Source organism: Nocardia sp. NPDC058114 (assembly GCF_042884695.1).
In the GTDB taxonomy this organism is placed as follows: Bacteria; Actinomycetota; Actinomycetes; order Mycobacteriales; family Mycobacteriaceae; genus Nocardia.
In genome coordinates this window covers 222076-246549 of record NZ_JBHVTK010000004.1, presented here as the reverse complement: position 1 = coordinate 246549, position 24474 = coordinate 222076, and the positions used below count along the sequence as shown (strand labels likewise).

Below are 24474 nucleotides of genomic sequence, written 5' to 3'. Positions count from 1 at the left end.
GCCATGCTCGAAGACGTGACCACCGAAACTCGCGCCATCTCGCTGCTGCAGCGGGTCATCCTGCCGCGGCCGGGTGAGCCCCTCGACGTGCGGACCCTCTACCTGGAGGAGTCCACCACCAACGCCCGTCGCGCGCACGCCACCAGCCGCACCGCGCTGTCGATCGGCGCGGAGTCGGAGGTGTCGTTCTGCACCTACTTCAACGCGCTGCCCGCCAGCTACTGGCGTCGCTGGAGCGTGCTGAAGTCGGTGGTCCTTCGTCTGGAACTGGCCGGGCACGGCCGCGCCGACGTCTACCGGTCCAAGGCCGACGGTTCGCGAATTCACGTGCAGGGCAAGGAGTTCGCCGTCGCGCAAGGCGCGGACTCGGTGGTCGTGGAATTCGAGACCGATCTGGGCCCGTTCGAAGACGGCGGCTGGATCTGGTTCGACATCACCACCGACACGGCCGTCACGCTGCTGTCCGGCGGTTGGTACGCACCGCAGGAAGCGGCGGGCACCGGCTCGATCGCGGTCGGCATGCCCACCTTCAACCGCCCCACTGACCTGGTCAAGACGCTCGGTGCGCTCGGCTCGGATCCGTTGGTGCTCGGCAACATCGCCGCGGTGATCGTCGCGGACCAGGGCAACCGCAAGGTGGTCGACGAGCCCGGCTTCACCGAAGCCGCCGCGACCCTCGGCGACCGGCTCTCGATCTGTGATCAGCCCAACCTCGGTGGTTCCGGCGGATACAGCCGGGTCATGTACGAGGCGCTCAAGACCGACGCCGAGTACATCGTCTACATGGACGACGACATCGAGATCGAGCCCGACTCCATCCTGCGTGCCCTCGCGTTCTCCCGGTTCGCGAAGTCGCCGCTGCTGGTCGGCGGGCAGATGCTGAACCTGCAGGAGCGTTCGCACCTGCACAGCATGGGCGAGGTCGTCGACCGCGGGATCTTCATGTGGTCCTCCGCGCCCAATGTCGAATACGACCACGACTTCTCGAAGTACCCGCTCAAGGACCGCGACAACTCCAAGCTGCTGCACCGGCGCATCGCCGTCGACTTCAACGGCTGGTGGACCTGCGTGATCCCGCGTCAGGTCGCCGAACAGATCGGTCAGCCGCTGCCGCTGTTCCTCAAGTGGGACGACGTCGAGTACGGCCTGCGCGCCCGCGAAGCCGGCTACCCGACCATCACCCTGCCGGGTGCGGCGGTGTGGCACATGGCCTGGTCCGACAAGGACGACGCCATCGACTGGCAGGCCTACTTCCACCTGCGCAACCGCCTCGTGGTCGCGTCCCTGCACCTGCCCGGCGATGGCAAGCCGATGATCGTGAACACGATCAAGGCCACCCTCAAGCACCTGCTGTGCCTGGAGTACTCCACGGTCGCCATCCAGAACGAGGCGATCCGCGACTTCCTGGCCGGTCCCGAGGGTCTGTTCGACCTGCTCCCCACCGCGCTGGGCAAGATCCACGGTATGCGCAAGGAGTTCCCGGACGCCGTGGTCGTGCCCTCGTCCACCGAACTGCCGCTGGCCAACCGCCACGGCGTCGGCGCGGTCGGCGAACCGGGCAACCCCATCGCCAAGGTCGCGCGCCTGGCCAAGGGCGTGGTGCACAACTTCCGCAAGGCCGATCCGGCCGCCTACGAGACGCCGCAGCTCAACGTGCCGACGCTGGACGCGCGCTGGTACCTGCTCTCGCAGGTCGACGGCGTCACCGTGACCACCGCTGACGGCCGCGGCGTCGTCTACCGCAAGCGCGACCCACGCCAGGCCCGCGACCTGCTCAAGGAAGCCATGCGCCTGCGCAAGGAACTCACCGCCCGCTTCCCGGAGATGCAGCAGCGCTACCGGGCCGCGCACGCCGAGCTCACCAGCACGGCGGCGTGGGAGAAGACCTTCGGCCTGAACGGAACCGCGAAGTGACCGACACCGAACTGCCCGAGCTCGAGCTGGCCGAGGAAGGCTGCTGCGGCGGCTGCGATTGCAGCGGCGACTACGTGGAGGTCCCGGTCGAGGTCGCGATCCTCAACGCCGTGCAGGGCACCATCGGCAGCAACCCGGCCGTCGTCTCCGCCGCGCGCGGCATGTCGCACTTCGGCGAGCACGCGCTCGGCTGGGTCGGCATCGCCGCCGCGGGCTGGCTGGTCGACAAGCCGCGCCGCCGCCAGTGGGCCGGTGTCGCGGTCGGCGCGGTCGGCGCGCACGCCGCGTCCATCGTGATCAAGCGGATCGTTCGCCGCCCGCGCCCCAACGATCCGTCGGTGCAGGTCAACGTGTCGACGCCGAGCAAGCTGAGCTTCCCGTCCTCGCACGCCACGTCCACCACGGCCGCGGCGGTGTTGCTCGGGCGGCTGACCGGGCTACCCTTGCCAGCGGTGATCGTCCCACCGATGCTGCTGTCCCGAGTTGTACTCGGGGTGCATTACCCTTCCGACGTGATCGCCGGTTCCGCTTTGGGGGCCGCGTCGGCTGCTGCCGTGCTAGCCGCCGAAAAGAGACTCCGACAGTGACCGCAACTGAAAGAACTTTGGCCCAGATGAGCGAAGAACCGTCCGCCGCCGTCCTTGACGAGGGTGCTGTGAAGGGCCCGCCGAAGACGCTGCTCGGTGGTGTCATCAAGGCCATGCGCCCACGTCAGTGGGTCAAGAACGTCCTGGTGCTCGCCGCACCGCTCGCCGTAGGGCCGGAAGCGGTGGGCGACGCGGGCGTGCTCGTGCATGTCGCGATCGCGTTCATCGTGTTCTGCATGGCGGCCTCGGGCATCTACCTGGTCAACGACTCGCTCGACGTCGACGCCGACCGGGCGCACCCGACCAAGCGGTTCCGGCCGATCGCGGCGGGCGTCGTTCCTGTCAACCTGGCTTACGCGCTGTCGGCGGTGCTGCTGATCGGTTCGATCGCCGGTTCGTTCCTGGCATCGTGGCACCTGGCCGTGGTGATGGCGATCTACATCGGCATCCAGCTGGCCTACTGCCTCGGGCTCAAGCACCAGGCCGTGCTCGATATCTGCATCGTGTCCTCGGGCTTCCTGCTGCGCGCCGTCGCCGGTGGCGCGGCGGCCGGAATCGCGCTGTCGCAGTGGTTCCTGCTGATCATGGCGTTCGGCTCGCTGTTCATGGCCGCGGGCAAGCGGTACGCCGAACTGGCGATCGCGCTCGACACCGGCGCCAAGATCCGCAAGTCGCTCGAGTACTACACCCCGACCTACCTGCGCTTCATCTGGACGCTCGCGGCCACCGCGGTCGTGGTCTTCTACGGCCTCTGGGCCTTCCAGCAGGACTCGGCTCGAGACACCCAGTGGTACTCGATCTCGATGATCCCGTTTACCATCGCAATCCTGCGTTACGCGGTCGACGTCGATGGTGGCGAGGCCGGTGAACCCGAAGAGATCGCGTTGGGGGACCGCATCCTGCAGTTCCTCGCTATTGCCTGGATCGGAGCGGTAGGTGTCGCTGTCTATCTCACCTGACGAGATGTTGGTAGCGGAGCAGGATTCAACCGAAGACGAGCAGCTACGCGACGACGAGTCGCCGCGTCCTGACGCGCGTTCCTCGGTTCTGTCCCGCGCCATCTTCGTCGGTGGGGTGGTCATCACCGCCGTGCTGTTCACGGTGGGTGCGTGGCAGCGGCGCTGGATCGCCGATGACGGCCTGATCGTGCTGCGCACGGTCCGCAACCTGCTCGCGGGCAACGGCCCGGTCTTCAATGCCGACGAGCGGGTCGAGGCGAACACCAGCACCGCGTGGACCTACCTGGTCTGGTTCTTCTCCTGGCTTACCCAGGCCCGCCTCGAGTACGTGGTGCTCGGGGTGGCGCTGGTGGTCTCGGTGCTCGCGGTGGTGTTCGCGATGCTCGGCACCGCGCGGCTGTGGGGCGGAACCAGCGGTCAGTTGCTGATCCCTGCCGGTGTGCTGGTCTACATCGCGCTGCCGCCCGCGCGTGACTACGCGACCTCCGGGCTGGAGAGCGGCCTGGTGATCTGCTGGGTCGGGCTGCTGTGGTGGTTGATGATCCGCTGGAGTCAGGCCGCCGTCGTCCGCGTGCCGAGCCTGTTGGGCCTGGTGTTCCTGGCCGGGCTCGCGCCGCTGGTTCGTCCCGAGGCCACGCTGATCGGCGTGCTCGCGCTCGGGATGATCTTCCTGGCGCCGATGCCCGCGTTCCGGTTCGGGCCGATCGCGCTGCGGGCGCTGATCGTGTTCGTCGCCGGGATCGTGCCGGTGGGGTACCAGATCTGGCGGATGGGCTACTACGGCCTGCCCTACCCGAACACCGCGGTCGCCAAGGACGCGGGCGGGGCCAAATGGGGGCAGGGCGCCATCTACCTGTGGGACCTCGTCGGTCCGTACTACCTGTGGATTCCGCTGCTCGTGCTGCTGATCGCCGGTGTGGTGGCCGGGGTCGCGCGCGGCTTCGCGCTGCCGCCGTTCTCGGTGGCTGGCCTGCGTGCGTGGCTGCGTTCGCCGAGCGCGGTCGTGGTGATGGTGCTCGGCAGCGGTCTGCTGCTCACCGTGTACGCGGTGCGCGTCGGCGGCGACTTCATGCACGGGCGGATGCTGCTCACCCAGCTGTTCCTGCTGCTGTTGCCGGTGGCCGTGGTCCCGATTCCGATGCGATCGCGGCGCAGCGACTGGTCTGTCGGACTGCTGTTGATCGCGCTGCTCGGCACCGCGGGCTGGTCGCTGTACGCGTCGAACACGACGGCGATCACGACCGGCACGAAGATCCGCTCGTCGGGCATCGTCGACGAGCGCATCTACTACGTCCTCAACACCGGCCGCGACCACCCGATCCTCGCCGAGGACTACCTCGACTACCCGCGTATGCGGGCCATGGTCAACGACATCGCCGCCAACCCCAAGGGCGGCCTGCTGCTGAACTCGCCCGCGTTCACGTTCTGGTACCTCGACCCGCCGCCGGAGCCGATCCCCGAGGAGGGTTCCGGGCACACGGTCTACTTCCTGAACCTGGGCATGACGAGCATGAACGTGCCGCTGGACGTCCGCGTGATCGACCCGATGGGCCTGGCCTACCCGCTGGCCGCGCACTCGGACCGGCTCGCCGACGGCCGCATCGGCCACGACAAGAGCCTGCTGCCGGACTGGGTCGTGGCGGACTCGGGCATGGTCGACATCCACCCGTGGATGCCCTGGTACATGGACGAGAAATGGGTCACCCAGGCGCGCACGGCGATGTCGTGCCCGCAGACCCAGGCGCTGATGATCTCTGTGCGCGAACCGCTCACCCTGGACCGGTTCAAGCACAACTTCCGCAATGCCCTCGCCTTCTCGAAATACCGGATCGACCGGGTGCCCAAGTACGAGATCCAGCGTTGTGGGCTGGTTGATCCTTTCCCCGAGCCCCCACGCTGAACAGGCCCGGCCGGTCGGTATCGATACCCGTCGACCTATGACACACACCGGCTGGCCAGGCCTTATTTAGTGGTGTTCGCCGCTAAATCACTTTTCGGTAACGCCAAGCTATGTATGTAGCGATATGGTCACTGGAGGAACGGCCCGTCGGCGCACTGGTGTGCCGGTAACTAGTCGGCGGTCATTGCAACCGCGGTTCCGCGCGAACCGCATGAGGAAAGGCCCATAACAGAATGCGTGGCGGACGTCTCAGAGCCCGGGGAGCCGGCTGGCTCAAACGATCGGTGCTTCTCTCCCTGGCTGTAGTGCTGCCGATCGGTGCGGCTGTGGCCGGTCCCACCGGCACCGCGACGGCGGCCTTCGATCCCACAGGTTTCGACTTCTGGGTCGACTCGGAGATGGGCCCGATCAAGTCGCGGATCTTCCGCGCGGCCGATGGCAACACCAATCGGGTCGTGTACGCGCTCGACGGTATGCGTGCGGGCGACGACCTCAGCGGCTGGGAGAAAGACACCAATGTCGCCCGCGCGCTGATGGACGCCAACATCAACGTCGTGATGCCGGTCGGTGGCCAGTCCAGCTTCTATGCCGACTGGAACGCGCCGAGCAGCTTCTTCGGCCTCGACGCCGGTTCGGGTGGTAGCTCCACCGGTTCGGCGGCGACCGGTTCGGCGATGACCGGTTCGTCGGTCGCGCCCACCCAGGTGGCGGGCAAGAAGAACACCTACAAGTGGGAAACCTTCCTCACGAGCCACCTGCGCAACGCGCTGTCGGCGCGCTTGGGCTTCAACCCCAACAACAACGGCGTGTTCGGTCTGTCGATGGGTGGCTCCGCCGCGCTGACGCTGGCCGCCTACCACCCCGACCAGTTCAGCTTCGCGGGCTCGTTCTCCGGGTACCTGAACATCTCGGCGCCCGGTATGCGTGAAGCCATGCGCGTGGCGATGGTCTCGGCGGGCGCGTTCAACATCGACGCGATGGCGCCGCCGTGGGGCCAGCAGTGGTTCCACATGGACCCGTTCGTCTTCGCCCCGCGCCTGGTCGGCAACGGCACCCGCATCTGGGTCTCCGCGGCCAGCGGTATCCCCGGCGCCGGTGACGTGTCCAACCCGATGGAGATCGTCCAGGGCGTCCCGCTGGAGCTGCTCGCGATGGTGAACAGCCGCGCGTTCCAGGTCCGGATGGCCACCCTCGGTGGCGGCAACGCCCACTTCGACTTCCCGATCACCGGCGTGCACAACTGGCGCAACTGGGAGACCGAAGTCAACCGCATGATCCCGGACCTGTCCGCGAACATCGGCTAGTCACTCCAGCTCGACCCGAAAACCGCCCGGTGCCTCGTCAGCGCCGGGCGGTTTTCTTCGTTTTCGTCACGATCCGAGCCACAGGCGGTGACGAATCATGTGCGACAGATCACCGGGAGTTGTGCTCTGGGTCACTTTCCAGCAACATGTAGACCATTCGTCACCGATTTATACACAGTGAGCATGCGTCGAGGTTGAATCGTCCGTTTTGCCCTGGATTGGTTTCTCTCGACGTCCGATGAGGGATCCGACTGCGTAGCTCGGGATTTGCGCGTTCGGTCTGCGAGAAAGGTCTAGTCGAATGCGAACACTGCGCCGCAAGCGTAGGCCCGTGAAGACCGCAGCCCCTGGTTCGTGGGCTCGGCGCTGGGCCGCGGGCGTATCCATGGCTCTGCTCGTTCCGATCGCGACGGCCGTCACCGGAGGAATCGCCCCCGCCTCGGCCGGCTTCAACGGCAACGCCTTCGATTTCTGGGTCGATTCCGGGATGGGTCCGATCAAGTCGCGCGTGCTGCGCGCCGCCGACGGCAATACCAACCGTGTCGTCTACGTCCTCGACGGCATGCGCGCACCGGAGACGCTCAACGGCTGGGAGATCGAAACCGATATCCCCAACGCGCTCGCCGCGGCGAATATCAATGTGGTGATGCCCGTAGGCGGCATGTCGAGCTTCTACGCCGACTGGAACGCGCCGAGCGATTTCTTCGGTATCGCGGGCAACGGTGCGCCGTCGTCGGGTTCCGGCGCGGGCAACGCGCTGGCCGGTGGACCGGGCAAGAGCTACCGCTATCAGTGGGAATCGTTCCTCACCGGCGATCTGCGCAACGCGCTCGCCGACCGCCTCGGCTTCAACCGCTTCCGCAACGGCGTGTTCGGCCTGTCGATGGGCGGCTCGGCCGCGCTGACGCTGGCCGCCTACCACCCGGACCAATTCTCCTTCGCCGGTGCGTATTCGGGGTACCTGAACATCTCGGCGCCCGGCATGCGCGAGGCCATCCGGCTCGCGATGCTCGACGCGGGCGGCTACAACGTGGACTCCATGGCACCGCCGTGGGGCCCACAGTGGCTGCGGATGGACCCGTTCGTGTTCGCCCCCAACCTGGTGGGCAACAACACCCGGCTGTGGATAGCGGCCGGCTCAGGCTTGCCGACGAGTACCGACGGCCCGAACATGGGCACCGTCAACGGGATGGCGCTGGAAGCCTTGGCGCTGGCCAACACCAAGGCTTTCGAAGTCAGGATGGCGACGCTGGGCGCCCGTAACGTCACCTACTCTTTCCCGGCCTTCGGCATCCACGCCTGGAACAACTGGAATGACGAAGCACTGCGGATGATCCCGGATTTGTCGAACAACATCGGCTAGCCGATCTCCGGAAACGCCCGGCGCATAACTGCGCCGGGCGTTTCTTTTCTCCCGCTGACCCCTCGCCACGTCCGTCTACCAGGGTTGATCAGGCCAGCCCGACACGCCGCTCATACGGGCATTTCACAGCCGACTTCTGTTGGCCTTGCAGTTAATTCGTGCGTGGAATATCCTCCAGCGAGCGTAAGTGTGACCAGATCGTTGTTTCATCCGTCTGATCGACCGGGCTGTCGGGGCCGCGTCGAGGACGGCAGACGAGGCTGGCATGCCATAACAGCAGAAAGAGAGCGGAATTCACATGCGTTTCGGCAAGGCCGTCGCGCCGGCATCTCGTGGTTGGCGTAATCGAATTCTAGCTGTCGGCGCTGCAGCCCTTGTGCTGCCGATCGCCGCGGGAGCGGCCCCGACCGCGCTTGCCGCACCATCGGTGTCGGCACCCGTGTTGCGCGCACCGGCCGGTGGCTACGAAGAACTCATGGTGCCCTCGAAGATGGGCCCGGTGAAGGTCCAGGTGCAGTGGGCGCGCAACGGCGGCAACGCCGCGCTCTACCTGCTCGACGGCCTTCGCGCCCGTGACGACCGCAACGCCTGGTCGTTCGAGACCAACGCGATGCAGCAGTTCAGCAACGACAACGTCACCCTGGTGATGCCGGTCGGTGGCCAGTCCAGCTGGTACGCCGACTGGACCGCCGCCAGCAACACCAACGGCCAGAAGACCACCTACAAGTGGGAGACCTTCCTGACCGAAGAGCTCCCGGCCTTCCTCGAGGGCTACGGCGTGTCCCGCTCGAACAACGCGGTGCTCGGCCTGTCGATGTCGGGTCCGGCCGCGCTGCGCCTCGCCGCGCTGAACCGCGATCAGTTCAAGCACGCGTCCTCGCTCTCGGGCCCGCTGAACTGGGGTGCCCCCGGCATGCGTGAGGCCATCCGCGTGATGATGCTCGACGCGGGCCGTTTCAACGTCGACGCCATGGCCGCGCCGTGGAGCTCGGCGTGGCTGCGGATGGACCCGATGGTGTTCGCCCCCGAGCTGCGCGGCCTGCCGCTGTTCATCTCCTCGGCCAACGGCCTGCCCGCCCAGCACGACAAGCCGGCCGGCCTCGGCGGTGCCTACAACACCGCCAACGCGATGGGCATCGAGGCCATCTCGTTCGTGAGCACGCTCGCGTTCCAGCGTCGCCTCAACACCCTCGGCATCAACGCCGTCTACGACGTCGGTGCCGCCGGTACCCACTCGTGGAAGTACTGGGAAGACGAGCTGTGGAAGGCGCGTCCGCACATCCTGAATGCACTGGGCGCCTAGTAGTTTCCGCTCAGCAACAACTCGAAGACCGGCTCACCCCCAGGGTGGGCCGGTCTTTTTGCTGCGCACACGGCTCGCGTGTCCTCCCCAGTTATCGCTCATTATTGCGGTACAACCGACGGTGATGCTGTGTCCCAATTCCGGGATGAGGAGGGTCGCGTGTGATGAAACATCGTGTCTCGGTTCATAGTGTTTCAGCGCCGATGCGGCGGATCCTCGGCATCGCGGCCATGGCGGCGGCGCTGCTCGCGCCGACGATCACCGTTCCGGCGCAGGCGCAACCCGCGGTGTCGGCGGTGCAGCGGGTGGACTGGCTCTCGGATCGGCGGGTGGCGCTGTGGGTGTACTCGGCCGCCATGAAGACCCCGATCCAGGTGCAGATGCTGTTGGCGCGGGACTGGAATGTGCGCCCCGACGCGAAGTTCCCGATGATGCTCATGCTCGACGGTCTGCGCGCGCAGGACGACGAGAACGGCTGGACCAAAGACGCCGACGCCGAGGGTTTCTACGCCGACAAGAACGTCAATGTGGTGCTGCCGGTGGGTGGTCAGTCGAGCTGGTACTCCGACTGGCTCGCGCCCGACAACGGCTTCACCTACAAGTGGGAGACCTTCCTGACCAAGGAACTCCCGCCGATCCTGGAACGGGACTGGCGAACCACGGATGTGCGTGGCGTACAAGGACTTTCGATGGGCGGCACGGCGGCGATGAACCTCGCGGGCCGCAATCCGGGGCTGATGAAATACGTGGCCTCGTACTCGGGCCTGCTCACCACGACGACACTCGGCATGCCGCAGGCGATCACCTTCGCCAACAAGGACGCGGGCGGTTTCGACGCGGGCGCGATGTGGGGCCCGCCCGGCAGCCCCGAATGGGAGGCGCACGACCCGTACCTGCTGGCCGACAAGCTCAAAGGCGTGAGCATGTACGTCTCCAGCGGCAGCGGCCTGGCCGGCTCGCACGATCAGCTCGGCGAAGTGCCGTTGATGAGCGAGAACTGGGCGGGTACCGGCCTGGAGATCCTCTCGCGCCTGTCGACCCAGAATTTCGTCGCCAAGCTGGAGAAGCTGGCGATCCCGGTGCAGGCGAACTATCGGCCCGCGGGCACCCATACCTGGCCGTACTGGGATTTCGAGATGCGTCAGTCGTGGTCGCAGGCCGCCGCGGCGCTCGGGACCGATCCCGGCGGCGCCACCTGCACGCTGGGCGGGGCCATCGCCGGGGTCGCCCAGGCGGCGAACTGGCTGGGTAACTGCCTCACCGCCGAATACCCGGCGGGCACCGGAATGGTGCAGGACTTCCCGAACGGCCGGGTGTTCCATTCCGCGGCGGCGGGCACGCACGCGGTGGGCGGGCGCATCGGCGGCACCTACGCCGGTATCGGCGGACCGGCCTCGCCGCTCGGCATGCCCACCGGCGACGAGCACGGCCTGCCCGACGGGCGTGGGCGCATGCAGACCTTCGAAGGCGGCTCGATCTACTGGACCCCGCAGACCGGCGCGCAGGTGATGCGCGGCGCGTTCCTCGAGGAGTGGGGCAAGCAGGGTTTCGAGGGCGGTCCCGCCGGTTACCCGGTGGCCGCCGAGGCGCGCACACCCAGCCGTGACGGCTCGGTACAGGCCTTCGAACACGGTCCGATGTTCTACAGCCCGGCCACCGGCGCACACCGGGTGCAGGGCTTCGTCCTGGACAAGTACAGCCAGCTCGGCTTCGAGAACAGCCCGCTCGGTTTCCCGGTCGCCGAGGAGGCGCCGCTGAAGGATCTCGGCCGATTCAGCCGGTTCGAGGGCGGCAACATCTATTGGAGCCCGCTCTCGGGCGCCTGGTCGGTGCGCAACGGCGCGCTCGCCGACGCCTGGGGCGCGCAGGGGTTCGAGAACGGCAGGCTCGGGTATCCGGTGAGCGACGAGTTCACCGTTCCCGGCGGAATCCAGCAGAACTTTCAGACCGGGTTCATCGTGGTGCGAGACGGCAAATCCGAAGTCCACGGGGTGTGATCTCGGGCTGAGAACTCTCTGAGCTTCGCCGCGCAGTGCCCGGCAGTGCCGATCCTCCGGCTAGCCTGGTCTGCGACCGCTTCCCTGACGAACGATCGAGGAAAGACATCTTCATGCATCGGATCCCTGGCACGGTAGCCGGATCGGTCGCGGCCCTGGCTGCCGTCGCCCTGTTGTCCGCCTGCGGCGGCAACGACTCGACCGCGTCGCAGACGCCCACCCTGTCCACCAGCGCGGCCGCGAAGTCGACGACGACGCCGCCCGTGGTCATCGAGCCGCCGGCCGAGGCCCCGTCGAGCACCGCGCCGGAGACCAGTGCGCCCGCCGAGGAGCCGACGCCCCTCCCGCAGACCAGCGCCGCCGCACCCGCGACCGGCAAGGACAAGGCGTTCCTGGACGAGCTGGCCAAGAACGGGATCACCCCGGGCGACCAGACGACCGCGATCACCACGGCGACCTACATCTGTTCCACCAAGGGCACCGGTGCCAGTGACGCCGACGTGGCCACCTTCGTCGCGGCGATGGCGGGCACCGACCCGTCCTTCGACGCCTCGAAGATGGACGTCAACAAGGCAGCACAGATCTACATCGCTGCCGCGAACTCCACCTACTGCTAGTGACGCCCCGACCGACGCGACGCACCCGCAGGTTCTGGCCTGCGGGGTGCTTGACCGTGCTGGCGCTGCTCGTGCTGGCGATCATCGTCATCGTGCTGCTCTGGTACCTGCTCGCGGGCCGGTTGAAGGAGCCGGGGCCGACGCCGCCCGGCCCGCCGCCGCCGACGTCGCAGTCGGCCGATTGCCCCGATGTGATGCTGCTCTCGATCCCGGGCACCTGGGAGTCGTCGAGCGCCGACGATCCGTACAACCCGCAGGCGAACCCGATCTCGTTGATGCTCAGCGTGTCCGGGCCACTGCGCGCGCAGTTCCCGGACAACCGGCTCGAGGTGTACACGGTTCCGTACGTGGCGCAGTTCTCGAACCCGATCGCGTTCCCGCCCGACGGTCAGGCTTCCTACAACAACAGCCGCACCGAAGGCACCGCGCGCGCTACCGACGTGCTGGCTCAGCGCCACAAGGAATGCCCGTTGACGAACTTCGTCATCGCGGGCTTCTCCCAGGGCGCGGTGATCGCCGGTGACGTGGCCGCCCAGATCGGCGCGGGCAACGGCCCGATCCCGGAGGCCAACGTGCTCGGCGTGACAGTGATCGCCGACGGCCGCCGCACCGCGACCGGCCCGGGGCAGCCCACCGAGATCGGTGATCCGCCGCCCGCCGGCGAGGGCGCCGAGGTGGCGCTCAAGGGCGTCAACGTGCCAGGCATCAGCATGACCGGGCCGCGGCCCGGCGGTTTCGGCACGCTGGCACCGAAGGTGAACTCCCTCTGCGCGCCCGGCGACATGATCTGCGACGCGCCGCGCCAGGCGCTCAATCCGGCCAACGCGCTGGGCAGTCTCGCGGCGCTGATCCGCTCGGCGGGTAACCCGGTGCACGCGCTGTACGCCTCGAACACGGTGGACGGCAACGGCACAACGGCCACTCAATGGACGGTGAATTGGGCCGCGGGGCTCATCGAGAACGCGCCACATCCGCCCCATTCCTGACGGAGTTGTCACAGTCACAGTGGGGGCGTGATTGCCATGGATCATGCCTCGCTGTGACATCCGCACGCCGGATCGCTCACACGCTGTAAAGTGCGCTGGGAATTGCGCCCGAGTACACACCAGCCAGGAGCGAAGAGTTCATGACCGAAGCTGCCGCACCCGTCGGTGAGTTGACCGCGCTGGGTACGCCGCTGCGTCCGTTCCGCTTCGGAGCGGCCGGAGAGGGCAACAAGCAGGAAGGTGGCGCGCGCAAGTTCGTTCAGACGGCGCAGGAAGCCGAAGAGATGGGTTACGACACCTTCTTCGTTCCTGATCACCTGGGCGATCAGATCGGCCCGATCGCCGCGCTGGGCGCACTCACGCAGGCCACCTCCAAGATCCGCCTCGGCACCTCGGTGCTGGCCAATGGTTTACGTCATCCGGTCGTGGTCGCCAAGGAGCTGGCCACCCTCGACGTCCTGTCCAAGGGGCGCCTCGAGGTCGGCGTCGGCGCGGGCTGGATCAAGGAAGAGTTCGACAACGCGGGCATCGCGTTCGAGCGTCCCGGCATCCGGCTGGAGAAGCTCGACGAGTCGCTGACCATCCTGGACACGCTGCTGCGCGGCCAGGAGTGCAATTTCGAGGGCAAGCACTACCAGGTGCGCGGCATCAAGGGCACGCCGCGCCCTCGGCAGGGCCCGCGCCCGCCGCTGTGTACCGGTGGCGGCGGTCCGAAGATGCTGGCGCTGGCGGCCAAGCACGCCGATATCGTCTCGGTCGTCCCGCAGACCACCAAGAACGGCAAGGGCCTGCTCTCGGGCATTACCCTCGAGAAGACGATCGAGAAGGTCAACATCGTCAAGGCCGCTGCCGGTGACCGGTTCGCCGATATCGAACTGAACTGGGCCATCACCGCCATCGTCATCACCGACGACCGGGAGAAGACCGCCGAGATGGCGCTGCGCGCGATCGAACGCGGCCTGCATCCCGACCTCGAAGTCGACGTCGAACTGACCGTCGAGGAAATCCTGAGCTCGCCCTACATCGCGATCGGCACGTTCGAGGAAATCGCCGAACAGGTCAAGCGTGTGCGCCAACTCACTTCGATGTCGTATGTGGGCATCTTCCCCACCCAGATGGACGCATTCGCGCCTGTCATTCCGCTGCTGCGGGAGGACTGAGCGGGGGCTCTCTGTAACATGACTCTGGTTTGAGAACATCTAGCCGATAGCGGTCACCGCGCAGACCGCTCGAAAATCCGCAGGTTGTCGACGCACGTTCGTGTGAGTTCGACGGCCGGTGGCGATATAGCGAGTCGAGGCCGCAGAGCTTGTCATCGCGTCCTCGCAAGGAGAAGAAGGAATGGAAGAGACTTTCGACGACTACCTGGACGCAACCGGGAATATCAACATTCCCGAGGGTCGGACCCTGGTCGATCACGTCGAGAAGCACACCCGTAACGATGCGAATACGCTCGCGTACCGCTACATCGACTATTCGCGGGAACGCGACGGCGAGGTGCACGAGCTGACCTGGCAGGAGTTCGGAGTACGGCTGCGCGCGGTGGCCGCTCGCCTGCAACAGGTGACCAACCCGGGCGACCGGGTCGCGATCCTCGCGCCGCAAGGCCTGGATTACGTGATCTCCTTCTTCGCGGCGATCTACGCCGGCACCATCTCGGTGCCGCTGTTCGATCCCGACGAGCCGGGTCACACCGACCGCCTGCACGCCGTCCTCGGTGACTGTGAGCCCTCGGCGATCCTCACCGCGACCTCCTCGGCCGCCGGTGTGCGCCAGTTCTTCCGCTCGCTGCCCGCCGCGCAGCGCCCGCGCATCATCGCCGTCGACGCGATCCCGGACACCCTCGGTGACTCCTGGGTGCGCCCCGACACCGCGATCGACGACATCGCCTACCTGCAGTACACCTCGGGTTCCACCCGGGTGCCCGCCGGTGTGGAGATCACCCACCGCGCGGTCGGCACCAACCTGCTGCAGATGATCAACTCGCTGAACATGAACGAGAACTCGCGCGGCGTCACCTGGCTCCCGCTGTTCCACGACATGGGCCTGCTCACGGTGATCCTGCCCGCGGTCGGCGGCAAGTTCATCACCATCATGTCGCCGAGTGCTTTCGTGCGTCGCCCCTCGCGCTGGATCAACGAGCTGGCCGCCGTCTCCGACGGTGCGGGCACGTTCGCGGCCGCGCCGAACTTCGCGTTCGAGCACGCCGCCGCGCGTGGTGTGCCCAAGGCAGGAGAGTCGCTGGACCTGTCGAACGTGATCGGCCTGATCAACGGGTCCGAGCCGGTGACGGTCTCCTCGATGAAGAAGTTCAACGAGGCGTTCGCGCCGTACGGTCTGCCCAAGACCGCGATCAAGCCCTGCTACGGCATGGCGGAGGCCACGTTGTTCGTCTCGGCCACTCGCGCCGAGGACGAGGCCAAGTACGTCTACGTCGACCGCAACGAGCTCAACGCGGGCCGCATGGTGCGCGTCGACCAGTCCGACGAGACCGCCATCGCGCAGGTGTCGTGTGGTTACGTCGGGCTGTCGCAGTGGGCCGCGATCATCGATCCCGAATCGGCGGACACCGCGCAGGGTCGCGAGCTGCCCGACGGTCAGGTCGGCGAGATCTGGCTGCACGGCAACAACATGGGCATCGGTTACTGGGGTCGCCCCGCCGAGTCCACCAAGGCGTTCCGCAACAAGGTCACCGAGCCCATCGAAGGTGGGCACACCGACGGCACCGATCCCGATGCCGACTGGATGCGCACCGGCGACTTCGGCGTGTACTTCGAGGGTGAGCTCTACATCACCGGTCGCGTGAAGGACCTGGTGATCGTCGACGGTCGCAACCACTACCCGCAGGATCTGGAGTACTCCGCACAGGAGGCCTCCAAGGCGCTGCGTCCCGGTTTCGTCGCGGCCTTCGCGGTGCCTGCCAACCAGCTGCCCGCCGAGGTCTTCGCCGCCGACAGCCATTCCGGCCTGAAGTTCGACGTCGACGACGCGTCCGAGCAGCTGGTGGTCGTGGCCGAACGTGGCCCCGGCGCCGGTAAGGCCGATCCCGGCCCGATCGCCGACGCGGTGCGTGCCGCGGTCTCGATGCGTCATGGTGTGACCGCTCGTGACATCCTGCTGGTCCCCGCGGGTTCCATCCCGCGGACCTCCAGCGGCAAGATCGCCCGGCGCGCCTGCAAGGCCGCCTACCTCGAGGGAACGCTGCGCGGTGGTTACACCCAGCAGGCTTTCCCCGATGCACCGGAAGAGTAATTCGGCACGTCCGAAAAGGAGGTGACGTCCGGTGTGCGATGCAGGCCGGGCGTCATTCCACGGCGCGCCCTGTACGCAGACAGGTAGCTTGAGGAATTGATGGCTAACAACGAGGGCACGCCCACCCCGAACCCTGACGTCCCTGCCGAGACGAACGCTCTCTCGGTAGCCGAGCTGCGCGAATGGCTGCGCCGCTGGGTCGCCGACGCGACCGGGCAGTCTGTCGACGCGATCACCGTCGACCGGCCGATGGAGGAGTTCGGGCTCGCTTCGCGCGATGCTCTCGCCCTCGGTGGTGACATCGAGGACCACACCGGGGTCGCTCTCGCCCCGACGGTGATCTACCAGCATCCGACGATCGCGTCGCTGGCCGAGATCATCGTCAACGGTGAGCCGGAGCCTGAGCCCGAGGATTCCTCGGAGTACACGGCCGCGTTCGCGCCTTCCGAGGCGCACGACGTCGCCGTGGTCGGTCTGTCCACGCGTCTGCCGGGTGCGGGCACCACGCCCGAGTCGACCTGGGAGTTCATCATCGGTCGCGGTGACGCGATCCGTGAGCTGCCCGAGGGTCGCTGGTCGGAGTTCCTGACCGACCCGTCGGTGGCCAAGTCCATCGATCAGGCCAACACCCTCGGCGGCTACCTGGACCAGGACGTCATCAAGGGCTTCGACGCCGAGTTCTTCGCGATGTCGCCGATCGAGGTCGAGCAGGTCGACCCGCAGCAGCGGTTGATGATGGAGCTCACCTGGGAGGCGCTCGAGCACGCGCGCATCCCGGCCAGCGACCTCAAGGGCGGTCAGGTCGGCGTGTTCGTCGGCTCGTCCACCAACGATTTTCAGATGATCGCCTCGCTCGGTCTCGGCGACACCGATCCCGATGCGCCCGCCTCATCGCGCGGATACGCGTTGCTCGGCGGCTCGACCGGCATCATCGCCAACCGTGTCTCCTACTTCTACGACTTCCGTGGCCCTTCGGTCACCGTCGACACCGCCTGCTCGTCGACCATCGTGGCGGTGCACCAGGCCGTGCGCGCGTTGCGCAGCGGTGAGGCCGAGGTGGCGCTCGCCGGTGGCGTGAACATGATCCTGGCCCCGGTCATCACCCTCGGTTTCGACCAGAACGGCGCCGTCGCCAAGGACGGGCACATCAAGGCGTTCTCCTCCGACGCCGACGGCATGGTTCGCTCCGAGGGCGCGGGCATGGTCGTGCTCAAGCGCCTGGCCGACGCCGAGCGAGACGGCGACAACATCCTGGGCGTCATCAAGGGTTCGGCGGTGAATTCCGACGGCCGCTCCAACGGTCTGTTCGCGCCCAACCCCGACGCGCAGGCCGATGTTCTGCGCGCCGCCTACCGCGATGCGGGCATCGTCCCCAACACCGTCGACTACATCGAGGCGCACGGCACCGGCACGCCGATCGGCGACCCGATCGAAGCCGAGGCGCTGGCCCGGGTGATCGGTCGCGGCCGTGACGCGGACAAGCCCGCCCTGCTCGGTTCGGCCAAGACCAACTTCGGCCACCTCGAGTCCGGCGCGGGCGTGCCGGCTCTCGCGAAGGTGCTGATGTCGTTCCAGCACAACGTGATTCCGCCGAACATCAACTACGCGGGCCCGAGCCCCTACATCCCGTTCGAGCAGGCCAACCTCAAGGTCGTCGACGAGGCCACCGAGTACCCGCGCTACAGCGGCGTCGCGACTGTCGGCATCTCCGGTTTCGGTTTCGGTGGCACCAACGCGCACATGGTGCTCCAGGAGTACGTGCCCACGGCCGCGGTCGTCGAGGACGTCACCTCTGAGCAGGTCGCCGCCGAGGAGATCGAGGGCGAGGAGACCACCGATGTGGTCGCCGAGGCCGTCGCGATCACCGAGGCCGCGGTCGAGCCGGTGCCGCCGTTCGTCGAGTGGGACGGCGAGCGCGACGAGCCGCTGCCCGTGGTCCTTGCCGTTTCCGCCTACCTGCCGTCGCGTCGTAAGCGTGCCGCCGCCGAGCTGGCCGACTGGCTGGAAGGCGCGGGCGCCGATGTCGCGTTGACCGATGTCGCCCGCTCGCTGGCCAAGCGCAGCCACCAGCGTTCACGTGGCGTGGTGGTGGCCAAGACCCGCGAAGAGGCCGTCGCGGGCTTGCGCGCCATCGCCGAGGGTAAGCCGGGCGCCGGTGTGTTCACCGCCGATTCGCCCGCGTCCAACGGTCCGATCTGGGTGTTCTCCGGTTTCGGTTCCCAGCATCGCAAGATGGCCAAGCAGCTCTACGGCGAGAACGCGATCTTCCGCAAGACCGTCGACGAGGTCGACGAGCTCGTGCAGGACGAAGCGGGTTACTCGATCCGCGAAATGTTCCTCGACGACGAGCAGGACTACGACGTCGGCACCTGCCAGGTCGGCATCTTCACCATCCAGCTCGGCCTCGCCGCGTTGTTGCGCGCGCACGGCGCCGAACCGGCTGCGGTGGTCGGTCATTCGATGGGCGAGGTGGCCGGCTCCTACATCGCCGGTGGCCTGACGATCGAAGACGCGGTGCGCGTGATCTGCGCCCGCTCGCGCCTGATGGGCGAGGGCGAGCAGATGCTCACCGACGACGAAGTGCGCAATATGGCACTGGTCGAACTCAGCGCCCACGACGTGGCGCTGCTGCTGCCGAAGTACCCCGACGTGGAGTGCGCGGTGTACGCCGCGCCGACCAACACCGTCATCGGCGGTCCGCGTGAGCAGGTCGAGCAGATCGTCGCCGAGGTCGAGGCGATGGGCAAGTTCGCCCGCATCCTGCCGACCCGCGGCGCGGGCCACACCTCCCAGATGGACCCGCTGCTCGGCGAACTCGCCGCGGAACTGGCGGGCATCGAGCCGACCTCGCTGAAGACCGGTCTGTACTCCACCGTGCACGAGGGGCTGTACTTCAAGCCCGGTTCCGATCCGATCCACGACGAGCCCTACTGGGTGAAGAACCTGCGCCACAGCGTGTGGTTCACCAACGCGGTGAAGGCCGCCGTCGACTCCGGGCACACCACCTTCCTCGAACTGGCGCCCAATTCCGTTGCGCTGATGCAGGTTCTGGGCACCACGTTCGCGGCGGGCGTGCACGACGCGCAGCTCATTCCCACGCTCAAGCGCAAGGAAGACGAGTCCGCCGGTGTGATCGGCGCGCTCGCCCAGCTCTACGTACACGGCCACGCCGTGAACCTGAGTTCGCTGCTGCCCGAAGGTGATTACGCCGATGTGCCGCGAACGGCGTTCGTGCGCAAGGAGTACTGGCCCAAGGTCTCGATGACCTCGGGCGGCGGGAACACTCGCGTGCCCGGCGCGCACGTGGCCATGCCGGACGGCCGTCACGCCTGGGAGGTTCAGGCCACTTCGGTGAGCAACCTGGCCGCGCTGGTGAAAGCCGCTGCCGCCCAGGTTCTCTCCGATGTCGCGGTCTCGGTGTCCCATCCGCACGCTGCCCTGCCCACCGCGGGCACGCTCACCACCACGTTGACTCCGCACCTCGGTGGCGCGTCGGTCCAGGTGCACGCCAAGTCCGGCACCGGGTTCGTCCTGCTGTTCGACGCGGTCGTCACCTCCGGTGCGGCGCTGCCCGAACCGGTTGCCGCCGTCGCGATTCCGGCTGCCGTGCCAGAGCCCACCGCCGCCGAGATCGCCATCGCCACCGGCGACCGCTGGAGCGCCGACAGCGGCGAGACCATCGAGCAGCGGCTGTGCGTCATCGTCGCCGAATCCATGGGTTACGCCGTCGAGGACCTCCCGATGGAGATCCCGCTGATGGAGCTCGGCCTCGATTCGCTGATGGCCATGCGCATCAAGAACCGCGTCGAATACGAATTCGACATCCCGCAGCTGCAGATCTCCGCGGTGCGCGACGCCAGCCTCAACGAGGTGTCGAAGGTGCTGCGCTACGCGATCGAGCATCGCGACGAGGTCGCGGCGATGGCGGAGAAGCAGGCTGCCGCCAAGGCCGCCGGTGAAGATGTCGAGCTGGGTGTCGACGCCAACTTCGTCGAGGCGGCTCGGGCCGCGATCGCCGCGGGTGAGGATCCGCTGGCGGTGGCGAAGAAGGCCGAAGCCGAGCTGTCGTCGGAAGCTGCTGCTACCGAACCGGTTTCGGATGCCGCGCCGGCCGATGTCGCTGCTCCGGTCGCTGCCGCCGACGTAGCGACTGCGGGTGAATCGGCTTCGGAGCAGACTGCTGCCGAGCCGGTGGTTGCCGACATCGACTACTTCGCCGATGCCGCCGCCGGTGACGAGGACAACGTTCCGCCACGTGACGCGGCTGAGCGCCTGGCCTACGCCACCTGGGCGGTTGTCACCGGCACTTCGCCCGGTGGTGTCTACAACACCTTGCCGATCCTCGAGGAGGACGTCGCCGAGAAGATGGCGGCCCGTCTCACCGAGCGGGTCAAGGCCGAGGTCACCGTCGATGACGTGCTCGATTGCGAGTCGATCGAACAGCTCGCCGAAATCGTGCGCAATCTGCAGGACAGTGGCGCCGACGTCGACGGCTTCGTGCGTCCGCTGCGGGCGCGTGCCGAGGGCTCGGATGCCGTGCCGGTGTTCGTGTTCCATCCGTCGGGTGGCAACACCCTCGTGTACGAGCCGCTGCTGAAGCGACTCGCCGCGGACACCCCGATGTACGGATTCGAGCGGGTAGAAGGCGATATCGAAGCACGCGCTCGCCAGTACCTGCCCGAATTGCGCAAGCTGCAGGGCAACGGCCCGTACGTGCTGTACGGCTGGTCGCTCGGTGCGGTGCTGTCGCTGCAGGTCGCTCAGCTCCTTCGCGAAGAAGGCGCCGACGTGCGCGTTGTCGGTCTGATCGACCTGGCTCTTCCGGTCGAGGGCGAGGACAACAGCCCCGAAGAGCGGGTGCGCCGCATCCAGCGCTACCAGCAGTTCGCCAAGACCACCTATGGGGTCGAGGGCGAATTGCCCGACGAGCAACTCCAGGAACTTGCCCAGGCCAACGACGAAGAGCAATACGACATCGTCGCCAGCCTGGTGAAGCTGACCGGTGCGAAAATCCCCGGTGGTGTGCTCGAACACCAGCGCACCTCGTGGATCGAGAGCCGTCATCTCGCGAAGGCGAAGCCGACTCGGTACGACGGTGACGCCGTGCTCTACCTGGCTGACCGCTACCACGACGGCATGATCCAGCTCGAGCCGCGTTTCGCGGACCGCAAGCCCAACGGTGGTTGGGACGAGTACATTCCGAACCTCGAAGTGGTCCGCATCCCCGGCGACCACCTGCAGATTGTCGACGAACCGCGGATCGGCCAGATCGGTGCCGACCTCGCCGCCAAACTGGCCGCGATTTCCGCTAAGGGAGAATAAGTAAGTGAGCACGACCGCCGAAAAGCTTGCCGATCTACACGAGCGGCTCGAGCTCGCCAAAGAGCCCGCTGGTGAGAAGGGCATCGCGAAGCGGGCGCACAAGGGCATTCCCAGTGCCCGCGACCGGATCAACCAGCTGCTCGATCCCGGCACCTTCGTCGAGATCGGCGCGCTGGTGCGCAAGCCCGGCGACCCGACCGCCCTCTACGGCGACGGCGTCGTCGTGGGCCACGGCAAGGTCGAGGGTCGCCCGGTGGCGGTGTTCTCCCATGATCAGACCGTGTACGGCGGTTCGGTCGGTGAGGCGTTCGGTCGCAAACTGTGCGGTCTGATGCAGTACGCGTCGAAGGTCGGCATCCCGCTGGTCGGCATCAACGATTCCGGTGGCGCGCGCGTGCAGGAAGCGATCAGCTCGCTGGCCTGGTACGCCTGGATGGCGACCAATCTCGAGCCGCTGTCCGGCATGGTTCCGCTGGTGTCGGTGATCCTCGGTAACTGCGCCGGTGGCGCGGTGTACGAGCCGATCTGCACCGATGTGGTGGTTGCGACCGAGTCGGCGCACATGTTCGTCACCGGCCCGAAGATCATCAAAGAGGTCACCGGCGAGGACGTGAGCCTCGAGGAGCTCGGCGGTGCGCGCACGCAGGCCCAGTACGGCAACATCCACCACGTCGCCAAGGACGAGGAAGCGGCTTTCACCTGGGTGCGCGAGTACCTGGGTTACATGCCGAGCAGCTGCCAGGAACTGCCGCCGGTGGTGAACCCCGGTCTGGAGCCGGAGATCACCGATTCCGACCGCGAGCTGAACACGTTCATGCCGGATTCCGACAATGCCGGCTACGACATGTACGACATCCTGCTGCGCATCTTCGACGACGGTGAGTTCAAGGAGATCAGCGCCGACACCGGCCAGAACATCATCACCGGTTACGCCCGTATCGACGGCCGCACCGTCGGTGTCGTCGCCAACCAGCCGATGGCCGCGGCAGGCGCCCTCGACGCCCGCGCCTCCGACAAGGCCTCGCACTTCGTCCGCCTGTGCGACGCCTTCGAGATCCCGCTGATCTTCGTCGTCGACACCCCCGGCTTCCTGCCCGGCGTCGAACAGGAGAAGGTCGGCGTCATCAAGCGCGGCGGCCGCTTCCTGTTCTCCTATGTCGAGGCCTCGGTCCCCAAGATCACCCTGGTGGTCCGCAAGTCCTACGGCGGCGGCTACGCGGTGATGGGCTCCAAGCAGCTCGGCGCCGACATCAACCTCGCCTGGCCCACCGCCCGCATCGCCGTGATGGGCGCCGAGGGCGCCGTCAGCCTCCTGGGCGCCGCCCAGATCGCCGCCGCCCCCGAGGACCAGCGCGCCGCCATCCGCCAGAACCTGATCAACTTCTACAACGAAAACGTAGCCACCCCCTGGGTAGCCGCCGAACGAGGCTTCATCGACGCCATCATCGAACCGGCCACCACCCGCCTCGAACTCCGCCGAGCCCTGAAGCTGCTCCAGGACAAGAAGATCCAGCGCAACCCGCGCAAGCACCACGTCCTGCCGCTGTAACCAGAACCTCGAACGGGCCGCCCCGGAAGTTCTCCGAGGCGGCCCGTTCGCGCAGTCCGGATCACATTTTCCCGAGGTCGATATCCGCGGGAAAGGGAGCCGAGGCATCGACCGCTCCTGTGAACGTGTCGCCGGTCCGGTATGACCCGGTCGCCCGATCGAGAATGTAGCGGTCGGAGAACTCGCTGGACCAAGTCTGATCGCGTGCGACCCGTTACCGCCGGTAGTTCGGGTGCGGGTTGTACCCGGCGCCTGGTTGCGGTGCCTGCGATTGATTCTGAGGGTGCGGCGCGTAGGCGGGTGCGCCGTATCCGGGAGGTCCCTGCTGCCACTGGCCCTGGGCTTGCGGCGCGCCGTACGGAGCGGGTGCGCCCTGTGGCCAGTGGCCCTGCGCCTGTGGCAGCCCGTTGGGGGCGGGCGGCGGCCCGCCGACGGGCGGGTAGCCCTGGGGTGCGGTAGCGGCGCGGCGGGCCCGGCGCGACCGGAGATTGCTCCGCAGCCAGAACGCGGAGCCGATGCTCATCACGGCGCCGCCGCCGATCAGCATCCACCCGGTGCGTTTGTTCTGGGCTTCTTGCTCGCCGGCGTCACGCTCCACCGACGAGCCCTTACTGGTCGTCACGCAGGTCTGGCCCGCCGACATGGCCTTGCCGTCGCAGTCGGCACCACTGTTGAGTGTGACGATTCCGCCGAAAACGAGAAAGGCGCCGAACACTACGCCCAGCACCGAGTAGAGAAGGTCTTTCACGTATTCCCCCAAGAACTTTGATCAGTCGAGACACCGTACCCCGTGCCCCGCGACACCTTCACGAGCGCATCGGCGACGACTCGACGGCCGTAATCGCATTCTGGGAGCCGATCGAAAAACGGGCCGCCACCGATGAATTCGGTGGCGGCCCGGCACGCTGCGTCGAAGAACTAGGCGACAGAAGCGGATTCGATGATGACGTCGTCGACGGGGACGTCCTGGTGGGGGCCCGCGCTGCCGGTGGTGACGGCGGCGATCTTGTCGACTACCTCGGTGCCGTCGGTGACCTTGCCGAAGACGGCGTAGCCCCAGCCCTGGCCCTGGGGGGCGGTGTGGTTGAGGAAGGCGTTGTCGGAGATGTTGATGAAGAACTGGGCGGTGGCCGAGTGCGGGTCGTTGGTGCGGGCCATCGCCACGGTGTACTTGTCGTTCTTCAGGCCGTTGGTGGCCTCGTTCTGGATCGGCGCCTGCGTCGGCTTCTGCTTCAGGCCGGGTTCGAAGCCGCCGCCCTGCACCATGAAACCGGGGATGACGCGATGGAACACGGTGCCGGCGTAATGGCCCGAGTTCACGTAGTTCACGAAGTTGGCGACCGTGTTCGGCGCGGCCTGGTCGTCCAACTCGAGCACGATCGGTCCGTAATTGGTTTCGAGATTCACCTTGGTCATGGAGT

At 67.1% G+C, this 24474-nt stretch carries 16 protein-coding genes; 14 read left to right on the top strand and 2 right to left on the bottom strand.

Annotation, left to right across the window (positions count from 1 at the left end; translation table 11 throughout):
- Positions 1–3: 3 nt before the first annotated feature.
- The 14 genes from ACFVVI_RS17230 (at position 4) to ACFVVI_RS17165 (ending at position 23053) form a co-directional block, all read left to right on the top strand.
- Positions 4–1914 carry a glycosyltransferase gene (locus ACFVVI_RS17230; RefSeq protein WP_387446172.1) on the top strand — a complete coding sequence of 637 codons (1911 nt, stop codon included), beginning with the start codon at positions 4–6 and terminating at the stop codon, positions 1912–1914.
- Between the two features lie 74 nt (positions 1915–1988).
- On the top strand, positions 1989–2501 hold the full coding sequence (locus tag ACFVVI_RS17225) for a phosphatase PAP2 family protein (RefSeq protein ID WP_364403367.1): 513 nt from the start codon (positions 1989–1991) through the stop codon (positions 2499–2501).
- Positions 2502–2527: 26 nt separating this feature from the next.
- Positions 2528–3460 (top strand): decaprenyl-phosphate phosphoribosyltransferase, encoded by a 933-nt coding sequence (locus tag ACFVVI_RS17220; protein ID WP_378989492.1) that lies wholly within the window; start codon positions 2528–2530, stop codon positions 3458–3460.
- 4 nt (positions 3461–3464) lie between these two features.
- Positions 3465–5360: a flagellar motor control protein ZomB gene (gene zomB, locus ACFVVI_RS17215; RefSeq protein ID WP_378989493.1), complete on the top strand. Its 1896-nt coding sequence runs from the start codon at positions 3465–3467 to the stop codon at positions 5358–5360.
- Between the two features lie 233 nt (positions 5361–5593).
- Entirely contained in the window at positions 5594–6664 is a 1071-nt protein-coding gene (locus tag ACFVVI_RS17210; RefSeq protein WP_378637999.1) for an alpha/beta hydrolase, read from the top strand.
- Between the two features lie 301 nt (positions 6665–6965).
- Positions 6966–8027 (top strand): alpha/beta hydrolase, encoded by a 1062-nt coding sequence (locus ACFVVI_RS17205; protein ID WP_378989494.1) that lies wholly within the window; start codon positions 6966–6968, stop codon positions 8025–8027.
- Between the two features lie 298 nt (positions 8028–8325).
- Positions 8326–9330, top strand: a complete 1005-nt coding sequence (locus ACFVVI_RS17200) for an alpha/beta hydrolase (protein ID WP_378989495.1) — start codon at positions 8326–8328, stop codon at positions 9328–9330.
- Positions 9331–9533: 203 nt separating this feature from the next.
- Positions 9534–11327 carry an alpha/beta hydrolase-fold protein gene (locus ACFVVI_RS17195; protein ID WP_387445966.1) on the top strand — a complete coding sequence of 598 codons (1794 nt, stop codon included), beginning with the start codon at positions 9534–9536 and terminating at the stop codon, positions 11325–11327.
- Positions 11328–11440: 113 nt separating this feature from the next.
- The gene (locus ACFVVI_RS17190; RefSeq protein WP_378989498.1) at positions 11441–11944 is read left to right on the top strand and encodes a DUF732 domain-containing protein; all 504 of its coding nucleotides are present in this window, start codon (positions 11441–11443) and stop codon (positions 11942–11944) included.
- Positions 11938–12930, top strand: coding sequence for a cutinase family protein (locus ACFVVI_RS17185; protein WP_378989553.1), 993 nt, complete (start codon positions 11938–11940; stop codon positions 12928–12930). The genes ACFVVI_RS17190 and ACFVVI_RS17185 overlap by 7 nt, the downstream gene beginning before the upstream one ends.
- A 140-nt stretch (positions 12931–13070) precedes the next feature.
- Entirely contained in the window at positions 13071–14090 is a 1020-nt protein-coding gene (locus tag ACFVVI_RS17180; RefSeq protein ID WP_378638012.1) for an LLM class F420-dependent oxidoreductase, read from the top strand.
- A gap of 181 nt (positions 14091–14271) precedes the next feature.
- On the top strand, positions 14272–16182 hold the full coding sequence (fadD32, locus tag ACFVVI_RS17175; protein WP_378989499.1) for a long-chain-fatty-acid--AMP ligase FadD32: 1911 nt from the start codon (positions 14272–14274) through the stop codon (positions 16180–16182).
- Positions 16183–16281: 99 nt separating this feature from the next.
- Positions 16282–21504: a polyketide synthase Pks13 gene (gene pks13 / locus ACFVVI_RS17170; RefSeq protein WP_387445965.1), complete on the top strand. Its 5223-nt coding sequence runs from the start codon at positions 16282–16284 to the stop codon at positions 21502–21504.
- 4 nt (positions 21505–21508) lie between these two features.
- Positions 21509–23053: an acyl-CoA carboxylase subunit beta gene (locus ACFVVI_RS17165; protein ID WP_378638019.1), complete on the top strand. Its 1545-nt coding sequence runs from the start codon at positions 21509–21511 to the stop codon at positions 23051–23053.
- 214 nt (positions 23054–23267) lie between these two features.
- Here the strand turns inward: ACFVVI_RS17165 and ACFVVI_RS17160 are convergent, their stop codons facing one another.
- A complete protein-coding gene (locus tag ACFVVI_RS17160; protein WP_378989501.1) occupies positions 23268–23801 on the bottom strand; it encodes a hypothetical protein in 534 nt (177 codons plus the stop codon).
- 170 nt (positions 23802–23971) lie between these two features.
- Complete coding sequence (locus ACFVVI_RS17155) at positions 23972–24469, bottom strand: peptidylprolyl isomerase (protein ID WP_378638030.1); 498 nt, start codon at positions 24467–24469, stop codon at positions 23972–23974.
- Positions 24470–24474: the final 5 nt, after the last annotated feature.

What these genes read in the sequence shown, in the direction of transcription:
- pks13 (WP_387445965.1), top strand. Translation starts at nt 16,282, where the DNA reads ATGGCTAACAACGAGGGCACGCCCACCCCGAACCCTGACGTCCCTGCC.
- zomB (WP_378989493.1), top strand. Translation starts at nt 3,465, where the DNA reads ATGTTGGTAGCGGAGCAGGATTCAACCGAAGACGAGCAGCTACGCGAC.
- ACFVVI_RS17155 (WP_378638030.1), bottom strand. Translation starts at nt 24,469, where the DNA reads ATGACCAAGGTGAATCTCGAAACCAATTACGGACCGATCGTGCTCGAG.
- ACFVVI_RS17180 (WP_378638012.1), top strand. Translation starts at nt 13,071, where the DNA reads ATGACCGAAGCTGCCGCACCCGTCGGTGAGTTGACCGCGCTGGGTACG.
- ACFVVI_RS17195 (WP_387445966.1), top strand. Translation starts at nt 9,534, where the DNA reads ATGCGGCGGATCCTCGGCATCGCGGCCATGGCGGCGGCGCTGCTCGCG.
- ACFVVI_RS17205 (WP_378989494.1), top strand. Translation starts at nt 6,966, where the DNA reads ATGCGAACACTGCGCCGCAAGCGTAGGCCCGTGAAGACCGCAGCCCCT.
- ACFVVI_RS17190 (WP_378989498.1), top strand. Translation starts at nt 11,441, where the DNA reads ATGCATCGGATCCCTGGCACGGTAGCCGGATCGGTCGCGGCCCTGGCT.
- ACFVVI_RS17220 (WP_378989492.1), top strand. Translation starts at nt 2,528, where the DNA reads ATGAGCGAAGAACCGTCCGCCGCCGTCCTTGACGAGGGTGCTGTGAAG.
- fadD32 (WP_378989499.1), top strand. Translation starts at nt 14,272, where the DNA reads ATGGAAGAGACTTTCGACGACTACCTGGACGCAACCGGGAATATCAAC.
- ACFVVI_RS17230 (WP_387446172.1), top strand. Translation starts at nt 4, where the DNA reads ATGCTCGAAGACGTGACCACCGAAACTCGCGCCATCTCGCTGCTGCAG.
- ACFVVI_RS17200 (WP_378989495.1), top strand. Translation starts at nt 8,326, where the DNA reads ATGCGTTTCGGCAAGGCCGTCGCGCCGGCATCTCGTGGTTGGCGTAAT.
- ACFVVI_RS17210 (WP_378637999.1), top strand. Translation starts at nt 5,594, where the DNA reads ATGCGTGGCGGACGTCTCAGAGCCCGGGGAGCCGGCTGGCTCAAACGA.